We start from the raw sequence: 14,253 nt of genomic DNA on the forward strand, positions 1-14,253 counted from the left end.
CTCTATTCTACCGCTGTGGCGCGTTCGCCATGCCCGGCATTTCATCTTGTTCACTGTTAGAGCCAATGCATACTACTCAGGTTATCGTACAACATGTACAACGCTACGAGAATGAGCACGACACCAAATACCGTTTGCAGAACACGTTTGCGATGGCCGAGTTTCGTTGAGAGAAACGATCCGCCTAATCCTCCGATAACTCCGCCCACCACGTAGAGCATGAACACTTTCCAGGCCACCAGTCCTGAGATGGCGTACGATGCTGCCGTTGTCAGGCCGAACGATCCGACAGACACCAGCGAGCTGCCGATGGCGTCAATCAAGGTCATCCCCGTCGAGAACATCAACCCAGGGACAATGAGGAAGCCCCCGCCAATTCCAAAGAACCCTGAGAGAAACCCCGTAGCGCCGCCCGTTCCAATCACGCGACCCATGTTCAAGCGACGTGGGGAAACGGGGGTATCGCGATCGGTCCGTCCGCTCTGAAGCAACGTGCGGACAGCAATGACAAGTATCAGTATGGCAAATAAGAATAAGAGGGCCTTACCATCCAGTGCCTTCCCAGCTATCGATCCGACAATGGCCCCGATAGCCCCCGGAATCGCAAAGGCGATCGCAGGCCGCCAGCGCACGTGTCCATTCCGCCAGTGAGGGATGAGGTTCACCCAGGCATTAACGGCCACGGCTAGGGCCGTCGTACCAATGACCACGTGTGCATTGTGTACACCCACCACGTATAGAAGCAATGGCACTGCCAAGATGGATCCGCCACCACCAATAAGCCCGAGGGTAAACCCAACCACTCCGCCGCTAACAACGGCCAAGATGGTTTGTAATAATGTCAGATGAACCATAGATACCCTCCTTTGAAAACATGCGCGGGACAACGCCATGTATATACATATACACGCATGGGTATATGATAGACAAAAAATATATGGGCTTCCCGCGCACGACGAGTTACTACTTAGAATCCTAATCAGCCGTGGATCGCACAACGATTCGGGCCTATTTCCATCTCACTAGCTTGAGCATCGCTTGGTTCAAGCTTGCCCATGTTCGTCAGACGAATATCCTGATAGGCGTTGGGCTGGGGCGGCAAGTTCTCGGTTACTGCCTTGCGGAACGCTGCCTCGTCTTCGATGCGCAGCCCAGGATTGACTCGGTACAATTCCCCCAACCGCGCACAGACGCGTCCTTCATCGTCCAATTCCGCCGCTGCGGAATAGTGTGCAGGAAGCACCCATAGGTCAGGCGAAAGTTGCCGGTACGTCTGATACAACGTGTTGCGTAAGTCCGGTGCCCAATCGCCAGCCTTGCCGGCGAGATCAGGACGGCCAATCGACGCAACAAACAAAATGTCGCCGGTGAGCAGATATTTTTGATCGACAATCAACGACGTGCTGCCGATGGTGTGTCCAGGCGAGTAGACAGGTATGATCTCCATGACGCTACGTCCAACGGTCATTGTGTTCCCCTCCTCCAAGGCTGTGAACACAAAGGCCGCCTCGGTCGCATCTTTCGGCGGTAATAGATATGTTGCCCCGACTGCATCCGCCAGGCGGCGACCGCCAGAAATATGATCTGCGTGCAGATGCGTGTCAATTGCGTAACGAATGGAAACGCCCTGCTCCTTTGCAAATTGGAGATAGACGTCTATCATGCGGGCCGGATCGACAATCGCTGCCTCGCCGTCAGAAACAATGGCATACGACAAGCATCCTTTACCGACCCGAACAAACTGATAAATCGTTCCGCCACCATCGAGATCGCCAATTTTGACTGGGTGTAGATATTCGCTCCACGCCTGCATGCCACCCGCGAGATAAGCAACATTGCGCACTCCGGCTTCCACCAACTGCTCGGCGACAAATTTGGAGGAGCCTTCTTTCGCGCAGACGACAAGAATCGGTACATCCTCTGGCAGCTTGCCAAGCACGCTGTCCACGCCATCCAGCAGGTCGAAATAAGGCACGTTGAGCGAGGTTATCGATGTGCCTTCGATCCGCCAGTCGGCATATGCGTCTTCATTGCGTACGTCCAGAATGAACAAAGGTTCCCTCCCTAGCATGCGTTCGTAAACTTCAGCCGCGCTGGACGCGCGGAGTTGTTGTGTCATAGTTGTTCCACCTCCGATTGTTCCACAGGTCCTTGCCACTCCGACATGCCAGGAATGACATTGTACACGTTGGTAAATCCGTGGTCCGCCAAAATTTTACACGCCATGTCGCTGCGATTGCCTGTCCGGCACACCACGTAGACTTCCTTATCCGCGTAGGTCTTTAACCCTTCGAGCATACGCTCAAGTTGGCCAAGTGGTGCCAACTTAGCTCCCGGTACGTGGCCAAACGCGTATTCCATCGGTTCGCGAACATCGAGAATCAGCGCGTCGCTGCCCAGCTTGCTTGCCAATACGTCGTTATCCACGACGTTCGCAAATGTCGTCTCCGGCTTTTGTTCTTCCGGGATTGACTTGCGAATGTAGTGGTGAAACACACCACCATCTTCAGTCGTCCCTAGAAATTGATGCCCGGTCCGCGTCGCCCAGCTCTTGACGTCAGCGACCGATCCAGGATCGGTCGCGACGACTTCGAGCACTTGGCCGGGCGCTATCTCATCGATCGCTTTTTTGGTACGTACAATCGGCATTGGGCAAGAAAGCCCTTTGCAGTCAATGCTCTTATCTACCGTATATGCGCTCATGGATACGCCCTCCTAGTCTCCTGTTTAAATAAACGGCAATCAGAACGTCACTGTCACATCGGCGTCATAGGCAAAATCGAGGAATGTCACAGCTCCGCCGACCTCTACACCATCGACGAAATCGTCCTTCGTCAAGCCCATGACGTCCATTGTCATTTGGCAGCCGATGAGTTTCACGCCGCTTTCTTTCGCCATTTCGAGCATCTGGGCAATAGACGGAACGTTCGCTTTCGTGAAGCCCTCGGCCAGATGCTCATGACCCGGTGCAAATTTGAGCATTTGCTCCGACTGTTTGTGAATGATGGACAAACCGTCAAAGGTGAAGAAAATGGCTACTTCGGCTTCCGTTGCGACACCCGCCATTGCGATGTTCAACACTTTATAGGCGCTCTCAATACCGCCATTTGACGCGATAATGGCAACTCGTTTTCCCATGTCTCATGTCCTCCTGTATTCCATCTTTCCGGCTTATTGCACACTGCCTCGCCAACCGCTCATGCCACCCATTAGGTTCCAAACGTTATCGTAGCCTTGCCCCGCGAGAAACTTGCAAGCCTTCGTGCTGCGCATACCACTTCGGCAGACGACGACCGTCTCGCGCGTTCGATCGATCTCGCCAAACCGTTGCGGCAACTGTCCCAGCGGGATATTCACCGCCCCCGGAATTCTCCCGGAAGCCACTTCACTTGGTTCACGCACGTCAATAATTTGTAACTTATCCCCCCGCTTCAACCGCTCTTCAAGGTCAATTGGGATGATATTGCGGACTTTGCTACGCCCAAACACGATGACTCACCCCCACCTTCTCATGCTGTGACCGCCTCTTGTACGGTACGGGGTATAGTATAACAACCAGAGAACCAAACGTCAAGCATACCCTGATAGGTATATACAAGCTTCACAACACATAGCCTGTACAGAATTTCTTTCAAGGAGGCGAACTGAGTGTCGTTAAGCATGTTTTTCGTTCTTTTAGGAATCGGTTTCGTGGGGTCTGTGCTGGCCGGAATGGTCGGGGTCGGCGGGGCGGTCGTCAAGTATCCCTTGTTGCTATACGTACCACCACTTGTCACCGGATTGGGGTTCACCGCGCATGAAGTCACTGGCATGAGCGCCATACAAGTGTTGTTCGCTTCGTCCGCTGCATTATGGGCCAATCGCAGATCTGGTCATCTATATCGACCACTGATTTGGGACATGGGCCTCGCGATGCTTGTCGCTAGCTTTGTAGGTGCTTACGGGGCACACGCCATACCCGAATCAACGATCAACGTCACGTATGCAATCCTGGCAAGCATCGCTGTCCTCATGATGCTCTGGGTTGGCAAGGAGGAGCAACGGTTGGAGTGTGCAGAGATATCCTACCCAAGGTGGTTAGCGATTTCATCTGCCGGGCTCGTTGGTATGATTTCAGGAATGGTGGGGTCCACCGGATCATTTCTCATCATGCCCATTCTGCTTTCCCTACTTAAGATACCTACGCGAATCGCGATTGCATCCTCGATTGCGATCACGTTTATTGCCTCGCTTGGCGGTGCTTTTGGAAAAGCTATATCGGGCGACATTCTTTGGAGTCCAGCCCTCGTGCTGGTGTGGGCCAGTATCGTCGGCGCGCCGTTGGGTGTCCACATCGGACGAAAACTCCACACCCCTTGGTTAAAGGCCCTACTTGCCGTTCTCATCATCGTCGCTTGTGCGCGAATTTGGTGGAGCATTCTGGCAGTCTAACAGATATCGTCATACTGATATGGGCCATGCGAGCATCGTAACACGCAAAAACCCCCACGCGCATGACGACACGTGGAGGTTAAGACCACTCAAGCAAAAGGACAGACCTTAGGATGCCTTTGCATTCACTTGGTGCTTCGCGCCGACCTTTGTCCTCGGTGCGAGAACGAGATACACAATGCCCGTCACAACGGGCGCCGCAAACGCCGTCAAATCGGCACCGCCAAACCACGCCGTAGAGAGCGGGCTGACCCAAAGAGCACTGTTCGCGGTAAAAAACGTCGCCGCGACACCGATCACGAAAGACACCATGGCCCGCCAGTTGACGCCACCGGTGTACCAGTAGGCGGAGCCTGGCGCTGATTCAACAAGTGCTTGCGCATCATAACGGCCTTTCACCAAAAAGTGATGGACGAGATAAATGGCCGCCCAAGGACCCATGACCGTGATCATAAGGTCAAGGAAGTTTTGGAAGAACGATACGAAGTTCGTCGAAAAGAATAAGGCATACACGCCGATAGCCGTACAAATGATGCCGTCAACAGTCACCGCCCAGTAACGCTTGAGGCGAATTCCCATGGACAGGAAGCTCATTCCGGAACTGTAGGCATTCAGATAATTGGCGCAGATATCGCCAATGACAACCGCGAGCAAAAACGGAATGGCCGCCCAAGCCGGAATCGCTTTGGCAATTGCCATCACTGGATTGCTCGAAAACGCGTTGGGATTGACGAACGTTCCGAGCAGAACACCAAGACCCATCATCACAAAGCTGGCTACGCCGCCACCCCAGAACGTCGCACCGACGATCCGCCGCGTCGGCGTTTGGACAGGCAAATAACGGGAGTAGTCGGCCGCAAAGTTAACCCAACCATAAAACGTACTGGCAAGTCCAATCGAGAGTGCCAGTAAAAATGTCGGGAATGGACCGTGTGCCGCCATGCTTTGAATAGAAGGAGCAAAGCCCCAATGCACGGATGGCAACACCGCAAAGACGACAATCACGGCACAGATGCCAAGTACGAACGCAAATATACGCTGCATCGTGAGAAGCGTGGCGTGACCCAAAATCGGTACTGTGTATGTCAAGATCAACGTGATGATAAGTGCAATGACAGTCGGTCCCACACCTGTCGATGGCAGGCCAACATATTGCGCCAAACTGAGAATCGCCCAGACGGTGAGAACCATGGTCACACTCTCCCAGCCAACTGCCGTCAGCCAGCTAAAGAAGGCTGGAACCTTATTGCCATGAACGCCAAAGGCGGCGCGAGAGATGGTCAACGTCACGGTTCCGGCCTTCGGCCCCGTTCCGCACACGATACCTAGAACAGCAAAGGAGAATGAACATAGAAGTACGATAATCATGCTTTCCCAGACGTTAAGCCCGAGCGATGTAAACAATTGTCCGGTCACGACGCCTGTGTACGTCAGCACAGCGGCAAACCACACGAAAAACAGTTCTTTCGGCATACCGTGCCGCTTATTTTCAGCAATAATGCCGTTGCCTTCCGTTTCAAGATGAAACGCCGCATCAACTTGTTCCTGTTCCATATCTGGCCGTACCTTTGTGGCCATCCCCCATACTCCCCCTTAATCAACATAAAAAAAGACCTCTTATAGCGAAACGCTTGATGCTTCGCCGAGAGGCCGTTGATATGGAAGAGTTGGAGGATGTATCGCGGATCACATCGCTCACCGCGGACGATCCGCGCATCACCTGCTAAAACCGCTCTTCACACGACAACGACCTCGTAGGCAAGCGATTCACGGTCGCTTGGTAGAAACTGCCGAGCCATATTCCCGGCATTATACGAGGTCTTATCTACGCATGTACAGTTTACTGATATCGATGGGCCAGAATCAATGGAATGATCAGCAAAAATAGCGCTTTAACGGACCAATTCAACACGTTTGTTACAAATCCGACGCAATTCTTCCCTTCGTGTCTTTGTTTGTGGCGGTCAAATACCCGACTAACAAGACAATCAGAATGGTCGTCACAATGCTCACGGCCCCTCGACCGAAGCCAAGCCCACCGTACGCCTTTTCAACCCCGAACCAGTCCGCAAACGAAGCGCCTAGCGGCCTTGTCATCACATAGGAAAACCAGAAAGCAAAAACCTCGTTCAAGCCAAACAAGCGGCGACAAACAAACGGTGCGAGAAACAACACGATGAACATGACGCCTGACGCAAAATACCCTAAGTGTAACGTCGTTGCCGTCATGTCGCCGCAGGCTGTGCCCATGGCGAACGTCGCCAAAACAGCAGCCCAATAGAACATTTCGCGGCGGCGCGTATAAATACTGTGGATCGACAGCGTCCCTTCTGCTTTCCCCCACGATATGAAAACAACCGCCAAGATGATGGCAAACGCAGTGGTCGACGCATAGTACGGCACACCCAGCACAATATGTATCGCATCCGCGACCATCGTGCCAAAAATGGCGACCATAGTGACAAGCAGCCAATATACCCAAGGCACATACTTGCGCACTGAGAATTGTAAGAATAGGGCAAGCAAAAAGCCAAATGCCCCAAGAAAAACAGCAAGATACTGGTTGATATGGTATACCAGATAATCCGACGTCGCTTCACCCATCGCCGTCGTCAACAACTTGACTACCCAAAAATACACCGTGATCTCTGGAACCTTCGTCCACTGCGCGCGAATGCGGCGAGTGGAGGCATATCGAACCGCGCTCATTCTCGACTTCCCCTCGCAATGCGCTTACCCAATGTGTAGATTGCGCTAGAGTGTGACCCAATCCTCTTTCCATGCGGAAAAGACGAACGCCGTTCCGTAAAAGTTCGCCATGGGGAAGGATCACCTGTCAAGCTGGGTATAACCAGCCAAATCGCAAAACAGCGCCAGCACCTCTGTCGCGGTTGCTCGATTGGCACCGTCACAACTGATCACGCGACGCACTTCGATCCGCTCTTGCTGTGCGGCCGCATAAGCGGCTAACGTGAATTCGGTTGCATGGTTGGAAATCAACACCGGAATCCCTTTCTGCGAAAGCTCTTTCGCGAGGCGGGCAAGATCCTCCTGTTCTTCCCAGGTGAAGCCATTCGCGGCATAGCTGCGAAAGTTGGCCGTTCGCGAAAGTGGAACGTAAGGCGGATCGCAGTACATGACGTCACCCGGCACGGCGCGCGCCATAACGTTCCGAAAGTCGTCGCAGACAAACGTCGCGCGGGTGGCCTTCTGGGCGAAATATTGCATCTCTTGTTCAGGAAAATACGGCTTTTGATATCGTCCAAAAGGCACGTTGAAGCGACCGTTCCGATTGTAGCGGCACAACCCGTTATAGCCGTGGCGATTTAGATATACAAACAAGGCTGCCCTGTGCAGCCTATCATCGGTGTCGTTAAACTCTGCGCGCAGTACATAGTAGCGCTCCGGCGTGTTGTTCTCGGGAATAAACATCGATTTGCAGTACGCAATAAACTCATTGCCATACTCCTGCAAAACCTGATAAAGGGAGATGACGTCGGCATTGATATCAGCCAATATGTATTCGGGATAGTCCGTATTGAGGAAAACGGCTCCAGATCCGACGAAAGGTTCAATCAAGCGACGACCCGCCGGTAGCCGCCGCCTGATGTGCGGCAGTAGTCGGTACTTGCCGCCAGCCCACTTCAAGAAAGGCTTCATCGTGACGACCTCCCTTTTCGCAGGCTGAGATTGCCGCCAACCACCAGTTGCAAGGAGGGTTGGACAACGCGCTATCTTATTCTAAATCGGCCGATCGCCCCCGTCCATAGGCACCAACGAATGCATCGCCAAATCATTGGCGGATCGTGACAGGGGTCTGCAGCGGCACAGTGTGCGCAAGCCAGGTCACATCCTCGTTGTACATGCGAATACAGCCGTGAGAAACGTATTTGCCGATGCTGGACGGATCGTTCGTTCCATGTATGCCATAGTGCGGCTTGGATAGCCCGAGCCAGTATGCACCGAATGGTCCGCCAGGGTTAGGCTCTTTATTTACGATCATATACTCGCCAACCGGCGTCTGCGTCGCGAGTTTGCCGATCCCGACGGGGAACGACCGGATCACCTTACCGCCGTCCAGAAGGTACAGGCGCCGGTCGGACAAATCGACAATGATACGATAGTTGGGCATGAACGTTCGCCTCCTGCACCCAACATATGCAGGTACTTTGGCAATCGTTTGAAGACAACGTTCAGCCATGGATATGTACTCACATGTGGATGAACGCATCAGCGAGCATCCATAGCCCTAAGAGCCCGAGCACCGCGCCTGGCAACTTCTCGACCCACTCGCCCAAGTGAGGACGTAAACGGGCACCGAATTGCAGGCCTACCCACGTGACCACAAATGCCTGCAAAGCTATGAGCGCGATCGTAAGCAGGACGGGAATATCGAGAAAGCCGATAGAGAAGCCTACGGCAAGCTCATCCAAGCTAACGCTGATGGCTGTGAGCAGGAGTGCCCACCCCGCCAGTTGCCCCCCAAGTCGATCATCGGCCTCACCTTCCTCGTGCACATACGACCAAATGGCGACGGCAATGAGCAGCGCGCCGCCGAGCACAGGCGCCCAATGCCCAAGGCCGCGGCCAAAAAAGCGGCCGATGAGCAGGCCAATCATCGGCATGCATGCTTCGGCGATCGCAAAGGCAAGCGCCACCCGCAGCTTGGACACGATACCAGCAGCGCCCAGCGTGACCGATACCATCAAGGTGTCGATCCCGAGCGAAAACACGAGGACAAGCACATTGACGAGCACCATGTCGCCGTCACCGCCCCAAACGGCGTTTGAGCCGCTCTAAGCAAATCTCACAAATGCACACTTCAGAAGAAGGAATGTGCTTAAGAACCTCTTCCGGAAAGAGCACGTTGTCACACCAGCACGTACCCGGCGGATTGCCTGCCGCATGCCCACAACGGTTATCCATTCCACAGAGTGGACACAAAGTTTCATTCTGCACATGGATCAACTCCCTTTTTTGCGACCAGGCTAACCGCCCACTCAATCGAGCATCTGACCATACACAGTATAAACAAGACACACTCTCCCTTGACACCCGGGGTCGAGATGCACGACACGAGACGACTGAACTGTGCTACAATTCGATATACCATGTTCATCGCAAGCTCGCGTCACAACCGTTTTGCGCGCGAGACAAGGAATCGGAATGAGGGAATATGTATGAATGACGCGCTGCGGCTCAAAGTGGCGGACTTATTGCACGACAATGCCAAGCTCAGTGTCGACACCATCGCCAAAATGCTGGGGGAAACACCCGAGACTATCGCGGAAACCATCCACCACCTGGAACGGGACAAAGTCATCCTTCGCTATTCCGCTGTTGTAAACTGGGATAAACTGGAGACTAATCAAGTCACCGCCGTCATCGACGTACGTGTGCTGCCGCAACGCGAAGTTGGTTTTGACTCCATTGCCAAGAAAATCTACCGATTCGAAGAAGTCAAATCCGTCGCACTCATGTCCGGTGGTTATGATCTGCAAGTCACCGTCGTCGGCCGCGATATTCGCGAAGTGTCCCGCTTCGTTTCGGAAAAGCTCGCCACCATTGAAAACGTCACCGCAACCACAACACATTTTCTGCTGAAAACTTATAAATCGGATGGCGTCATCTTCGACGACACCGATGGAGAAAGGCGACTGATGATCACACCATGAGCAATCTATACGACCGACTGTCGCCTATTGTCATCAACCTCCCCCCTTCCGGCATCCGCCGTTTCTTTGACCTCGCGAATCAGATGCAGGGCGTCATCTCGCTTGGCGTGGGCGAACCGGACTTCGTCACGCCTTGGCACATCCGGGAAGCCTGTATGTATTCGCTGGAACAAGGATACACCACGTACACATCCAATCGCGGTTTGCCGGAATTGTGTATCGAGATCGCAAAATATCTGACGAAATATGATCTCGCCTACGATCCGTCGCACGAAATTATGGTCACCGTAGGTGGTAGTGAAGCGATTGATCTCGCGATGCGGACGCTCGTATGCCCGGGTGACGAGGTCTTAATCCCGGCGCCAACCTATGTCTCGTATAGACCATGCGCGATGCTTGCCGGCGCCAGCGTGATCGACGTGCCAACCTATGCGGAAGATGGATTTCGTCTCACTGCGCAGGCGCTGGAACGCGCCATCACGACGAGAAGCAAGGTCCTCGTCCTCTGCTTCCCCAACAACCCGACTGGCGCCGTCATGACACGAGAAGATTTGGCGCAAATCGCCGAGGTTGCCATTCGGCACGACCTTTTTGTCATTTCTGACGAAATATACGCCGAACTGACGTACGACGGGCATCACACGAGTATCGCGGCGTTGCCAGGCATGCGCGAGCGAACCATCGTCATCAGTGGGATGTCGAAGGCCTACGCTATGACTGGCTGGCGAATCGGTTATATCGCCGCGCCCGAGCCATTGCTCGCAGCGATGCTGAAAATCCATCAATACACCATTATGTGTGCCCCACACATGGCACAACGGGCAGCTCTGGAAGCTTTGCGCAACGGGGATGACGAGCGAGATAAAATGATCGAAAGCTATGATAGACGGCGCAAACTGATCGTCGCGAGCTTGAACGAAATTGGCTTGCCGTGCCACGAACCCCGCGGTGCATTCTATGCGTTTCCAGACATTCGGCCAACTGGGCTTTCCTCTGAAGAGTTTGCCGAGCGGTTACTCTTGGAGCAAGGCGTGGCAGTCGTACCAGGCAACGTATTTGGCGAGACTGGTGAAGGGTTTGTCCGCTGCTCCTACGCCACATCCGTGGAATTGATTGAGGACGCCATGCGACGCATTGGTGCCTTTGTCTCAAAGTTGGTATCACAGGCGGTCAAATAACATACAAAGGGCCGACGCCTCGCGAGAAGCGTTGGCCCTTTGCATATCCAGCGGTTCGTCCGTTTGCCCTTCCTCATACACTCACGTGTGTGCCCGCCTCCATGTACATCGGTTGCCGAATGAGCCTGACACCCACAAACCCAACCAGCGAAAACAGCGCGGGAATCAGAAGGCCGTAGTGATAGCCAAGAGACAGCGTGTGCAAAGGAAACAAGCCAAGCACATATCCAAACAAGCTGGGCAACAAGACAGCACTCACAAAACCACCCATGTTGGAAAACCCCGATACGACACCGACCATCTCAATTGGAAAAGAGTCTCGCACGACAGCGAATGTGAGCGAACTCCCACCGTTGCCAAAACCAATGAGCACAAGCAACACGATGATGCTCCACAGAGGCGGTCTGTCTCCGATCAAGAACCAGATGAGCCAACTCAAAAACGTGATCGCGTGAACGAATGTGTAAATGCGTTTTGTCATGCCGAATCGCGTGGCCAAGGCACTGGTCACAGGCCCCCCCGCCATGGCGCCGAACAGACCGCACATTAGCAGGCTGCTCGCAGCGGCGCGGGACAGTCCAAACACCTGCATGAAATACGGAACACCCCAGGACCCGATGAAGCCAACATATGTTCCGACAAGCCCAAAATGACACATGGCCGTAGCCCAAGCCTGGCGTGTCGAAAACATACGTCGCAACGTTGCCGCGACATGATCATGCGGCCGTAGTCGCGATCCCGATGCACCAGGATGCTCGTCAAACATCCGCTTAGGCTTCGCGATGAGGACCACGTATAGAAGCATCGCACAGGCGATGATGACTAGCCCGACGGCGAAGAATGGAACGCGCCAGCCAGCGGCTGAAATCCATAACGCGTAGGGTACTGTCGCCGTGAGCGATCCGAGCCCTGCCGCTACACCGATGATTCCGAGGAGGCTAATGAACTCTCTGGCTTGAAACCATTGATTGACGACCGCAACAAAGTTGACGAAAATCGTGGCATCGCCCATACCAACTAGAAACCGAGATCCCATCAGCATATATTCGTTGCCCGAAATACTGTATAGCAATGTTCCTAGTCCATCGAGAAACGCTCCAATCACGAGAAAGCGATTCGGCCCGAACCGATCCGACAACAATCCAACAGGGATTTGCAGGACTGCGTACGCGAGAAACTGTAAACTGCCCATGAGACCAATGGTCGCCGCTGAGATGTGGAACGTATGCATCAGTTGATTCGTAATGAGGCCAGGTGCCGTCCGCTGGCTGACAATGAGATAGTAAGCCAGGAGCACAGCAAAAAAGACCGCCCAGCGGTACCTACTCTCTTGTCTATTCAAATTTCCACTCCCCCACAGAAAAAAGAGAAGCAGTGCCAACCACTGCTCCGTTGGATTCCTTTTATTCATTCTCGCTTACCATACAGTATTATAACAATTCTTACACTCATGCAGCATGCCTTTTCTTAAGTTGCATACTGAAGTTTCCGATCCATCACCAAACCACGTCAATCTTTCCAAGATTGTAATTTTGGTTCATTTTCTCGGCGATGGTCACCAGCAAGGGAGCGTTATACTTTCGTGCACGTTTTTTGGCGTTTGAATTCGAGGCTCTTCAACAGGAATAGCGCCGAACCATAGGCGAACGATGCGGTGCATTGCAGGATGTGATGGTCCCGTTTATTGTTCATACATACGTTGGAATCGTTGAATGGTGGCTGGCAAATGGAATGCTTTACCCACCCAGGTCATGGCAGAGCACGTGGAACACTGTTGGAGACACTGTATGAGGCACCTCTCCTAAAATAGATATTCATGCATCAGCGTGGTCGTACACCGGTGGCAGGGCAGGGTTATTTTGGTTCTTGTGCACTTTGGTGAACTCGCTGTGAAAGTGTTCTCCGCGATTTGGTGGTTCTGACGTTAGTTGATCGATTGGCGCACCACGCGCACATTCTCGCCTTACTGGTGCGAGTGTCCGAATACGCCACGCGTTGTCTACCAATCACCTTAATGTTCCGCAAACGGCATGTTTTCCGGAAGTTGAAATCCAGAAAAACGTGGGCGTTCCAGTAGCCCGCGATTACAGTTGGGACGTCAGACCCCTTGAACATTCGCAACCGTTGATTCAAGAAGCAACTGCATACTTATAGACCCATTGCCACGGCATCTCGGTGCTTGGCTGATACAACACATATTTTTGTCCATGCTCAGTGAACTTCCAAAGCCGCCCGCCTATGTTTCCATCGACGATACCAATTGAGTCCCAAAACGGTATACGCTCTGGTACTGTTATTCCAGATTTACCTCCAAGAAGTTTCGAAACTAAAATCAATCTGGTTTTTCCCGATACCAGGTCTCCTTGTGCGTCTACATGAAAATGCGGGAGCCAGAAGATGAAATGTGCCCACCATAAAACTATGGTTAGAATTAAAGCACTTGTAACGCCAACCACTATTTTCGCTGTTCTTCCCATGGGAACCCCCCCTTCCGGGTCAAGTCCGAATTGTGTGTAAATTTCCCCTACATGTAGAATGTGCTGAGTTTCGACGTGCCTCCTTCGACGGCTTTGCCTCGGCAAATCAAATATGTTCCGTCGTCGCTCCATCAAGAGACGCTTCGCCGGTCGATGATAAGGAACGAAGGGGCAAAGCCTGCACCTGCGGTGTTCACCGCACCACAGCTCCTCCCGTTATCCCCGTAGCGTGTGCACCTTTGCAGTTTGTGCGAATGATGCTTGCTGTTCTCTCCATGCCCAATACGCCTCCATATCGAGATATCTGCGCCCGTTGTCCATGCTTCGTCTATCTCCATGAGTAGGGCGCCGATCAGGCGGATCGCTGATTCTCGGTTCTGGAAGATGCGAATCACGTGTTCACGTCTGCGAATCTCTTCGTTTAGCCGTTCCACGCCATTGGTTGTCCGCAGACGGCGACGAATTTTCTCCGGGAGTCCCAGTACAGCTGTC

16 protein-coding genes, 1 pseudogene and 1 riboswitch are annotated in these 14,253 nt (G+C 53.2%); of the genes and pseudogenes, 3 read left to right on the plus strand and 14 right to left on the minus strand.

Features of this window, described 5'->3' with window-relative positions; all coding sequences use genetic code 11:
* Nucleotides 1–56 precede the first annotated feature (56 nt).
* From C7445_RS09680 to C7445_RS09700, 5 genes are all read right to left on the minus strand, one after another.
* A complete protein-coding gene (locus C7445_RS09680; protein WP_134159846.1) occupies nucleotides 57–854 on the minus strand; it encodes a sulfite exporter TauE/SafE family protein in 798 nt (265 codons plus the stop codon).
* Nucleotides 855–979: 125 nt separating this feature from the next.
* Nucleotides 980–2,119, minus strand: coding sequence for an MBL fold metallo-hydrolase (locus C7445_RS09685; RefSeq protein WP_134159847.1), 1,140 nt, complete (start codon nucleotides 2,117–2,119; stop codon nucleotides 980–982).
* A complete protein-coding gene (locus tag C7445_RS09690; RefSeq protein WP_134159848.1) occupies nucleotides 2,116–2,703 on the minus strand; it encodes a sulfurtransferase TusA family protein in 588 nt (195 codons plus the stop codon). The genes C7445_RS09685 and C7445_RS09690 overlap by 4 nt, the downstream gene beginning before the upstream one ends.
* 39 nt (nucleotides 2,704–2,742) lie before the next feature.
* Entirely contained in the window at nucleotides 2,743–3,138 is a 396-nt protein-coding gene (locus C7445_RS09695) for a DsrE/DsrF/DrsH-like family protein (protein WP_134159849.1), read from the minus strand.
* 33 nt (nucleotides 3,139–3,171) lie between these two features.
* Nucleotides 3,172–3,489 (minus strand): rhodanese-like domain-containing protein, encoded by a 318-nt coding sequence (locus C7445_RS09700; protein WP_134159850.1) that lies wholly within the window; start codon nucleotides 3,487–3,489, stop codon nucleotides 3,172–3,174.
* Nucleotides 3,490–3,648: 159 nt separating this feature from the next.
* On the opposite strand from C7445_RS09700, the gene C7445_RS09705 reads away from it, so the two are divergent.
* A complete protein-coding gene (locus C7445_RS09705; protein WP_208320884.1) occupies nucleotides 3,649–4,431 on the plus strand; it encodes a sulfite exporter TauE/SafE family protein in 783 nt (260 codons plus the stop codon).
* 108 nt (nucleotides 4,432–4,539) lie between these two features.
* Here C7445_RS09705 and C7445_RS09710 read toward each other — a convergent pair whose 3' ends face one another.
* The 6 genes from C7445_RS09710 to C7445_RS15005 all read right to left on the minus strand — a co-directional run bounded on the left by C7445_RS09710 (nucleotide 4,540) and on the right by C7445_RS15005 (nucleotide 9,486).
* Nucleotides 4,540–6,009 (minus strand): purine-cytosine permease family protein, encoded by a 1,470-nt coding sequence (locus C7445_RS09710; RefSeq protein WP_134159851.1) that lies wholly within the window; start codon nucleotides 6,007–6,009, stop codon nucleotides 4,540–4,542.
* Nucleotides 6,010–6,166: 157 nt separating this feature from the next.
* Nucleotides 6,167–6,268, minus strand: a riboswitch (purine riboswitch).
* Between the two features lie 80 nt (nucleotides 6,269–6,348).
* Complete coding sequence (locus tag C7445_RS09715; protein ID WP_134159852.1) at nucleotides 6,349–7,140, minus strand: COG4705 family protein; 792 nt, start codon at nucleotides 7,138–7,140, stop codon at nucleotides 6,349–6,351.
* A gap of 120 nt (nucleotides 7,141–7,260) precedes the next feature.
* On the minus strand, nucleotides 7,261–8,091 hold the full coding sequence (locus C7445_RS09720; protein WP_134159853.1) for a Dam family site-specific DNA-(adenine-N6)-methyltransferase: 831 nt from the start codon (nucleotides 8,089–8,091) through the stop codon (nucleotides 7,261–7,263).
* Nucleotides 8,092–8,224: 133 nt separating this feature from the next.
* Nucleotides 8,225–8,563 (minus strand): L,D-transpeptidase, encoded by a 339-nt coding sequence (locus tag C7445_RS09725; RefSeq protein WP_134159854.1) that lies wholly within the window; start codon nucleotides 8,561–8,563, stop codon nucleotides 8,225–8,227.
* Between the two features lie 79 nt (nucleotides 8,564–8,642).
* On the minus strand, nucleotides 8,643–9,191 hold the full coding sequence (locus C7445_RS09730; RefSeq protein WP_134159855.1) for a manganese efflux pump MntP: 549 nt from the start codon (nucleotides 9,189–9,191) through the stop codon (nucleotides 8,643–8,645).
* A 7-nt stretch (nucleotides 9,192–9,198) separates the two neighbouring features.
* Nucleotides 9,199–9,486, minus strand: coding sequence for a cysteine-rich CWC family protein (locus tag C7445_RS15005; RefSeq protein ID WP_424923003.1), 288 nt, complete (start codon nucleotides 9,484–9,486; stop codon nucleotides 9,199–9,201).
* A 125-nt stretch (nucleotides 9,487–9,611) separates the two neighbouring features.
* On the opposite strand from C7445_RS15005, the gene C7445_RS09740 reads away from it, so the two are divergent.
* Both C7445_RS09740 and C7445_RS09745 read left to right on the plus strand, forming a co-directional pair.
* On the plus strand, nucleotides 9,612–10,106 hold the full coding sequence (locus C7445_RS09740) for an Lrp/AsnC family transcriptional regulator (protein WP_134159856.1): 495 nt from the start codon (nucleotides 9,612–9,614) through the stop codon (nucleotides 10,104–10,106).
* Nucleotides 10,103–11,284 (plus strand): aminotransferase class I/II-fold pyridoxal phosphate-dependent enzyme, encoded by a 1,182-nt coding sequence (locus C7445_RS09745; protein WP_134159857.1) that lies wholly within the window; start codon nucleotides 10,103–10,105, stop codon nucleotides 11,282–11,284. The genes C7445_RS09740 and C7445_RS09745 overlap by 4 nt, the downstream gene beginning before the upstream one ends.
* 73 nt (nucleotides 11,285–11,357) lie before the next feature.
* On the opposite strand, the gene C7445_RS09750 is transcribed toward C7445_RS09745, so the two are convergent.
* The 3 genes and pseudogenes from C7445_RS09750 to C7445_RS09760 form a co-directional block, all read right to left on the minus strand.
* Entirely contained in the window at nucleotides 11,358–12,626 is a 1,269-nt protein-coding gene (locus C7445_RS09750; RefSeq protein ID WP_134159858.1) for an MFS transporter, read from the minus strand.
* Between the two features lie 787 nt (nucleotides 12,627–13,413).
* The gene (locus C7445_RS09755; RefSeq protein WP_134159859.1) at nucleotides 13,414–13,761 is read right to left on the minus strand and encodes a hypothetical protein; all 348 of its coding nucleotides are present in this window, start codon (nucleotides 13,759–13,761) and stop codon (nucleotides 13,414–13,416) included.
* Between the two features lie 216 nt (nucleotides 13,762–13,977).
* Nucleotides 13,978–14,253 (minus strand): annotated as a pseudogene (locus C7445_RS09760) (transposase); the annotation flags it as partial.

The sequence above is a fragment of the Alicyclobacillus sacchari genome (genome assembly GCF_004366795.1).
Classification (GTDB): Bacteria; Bacillota; Bacilli; order Alicyclobacillales; family Alicyclobacillaceae; genus Alicyclobacillus; species Alicyclobacillus sacchari.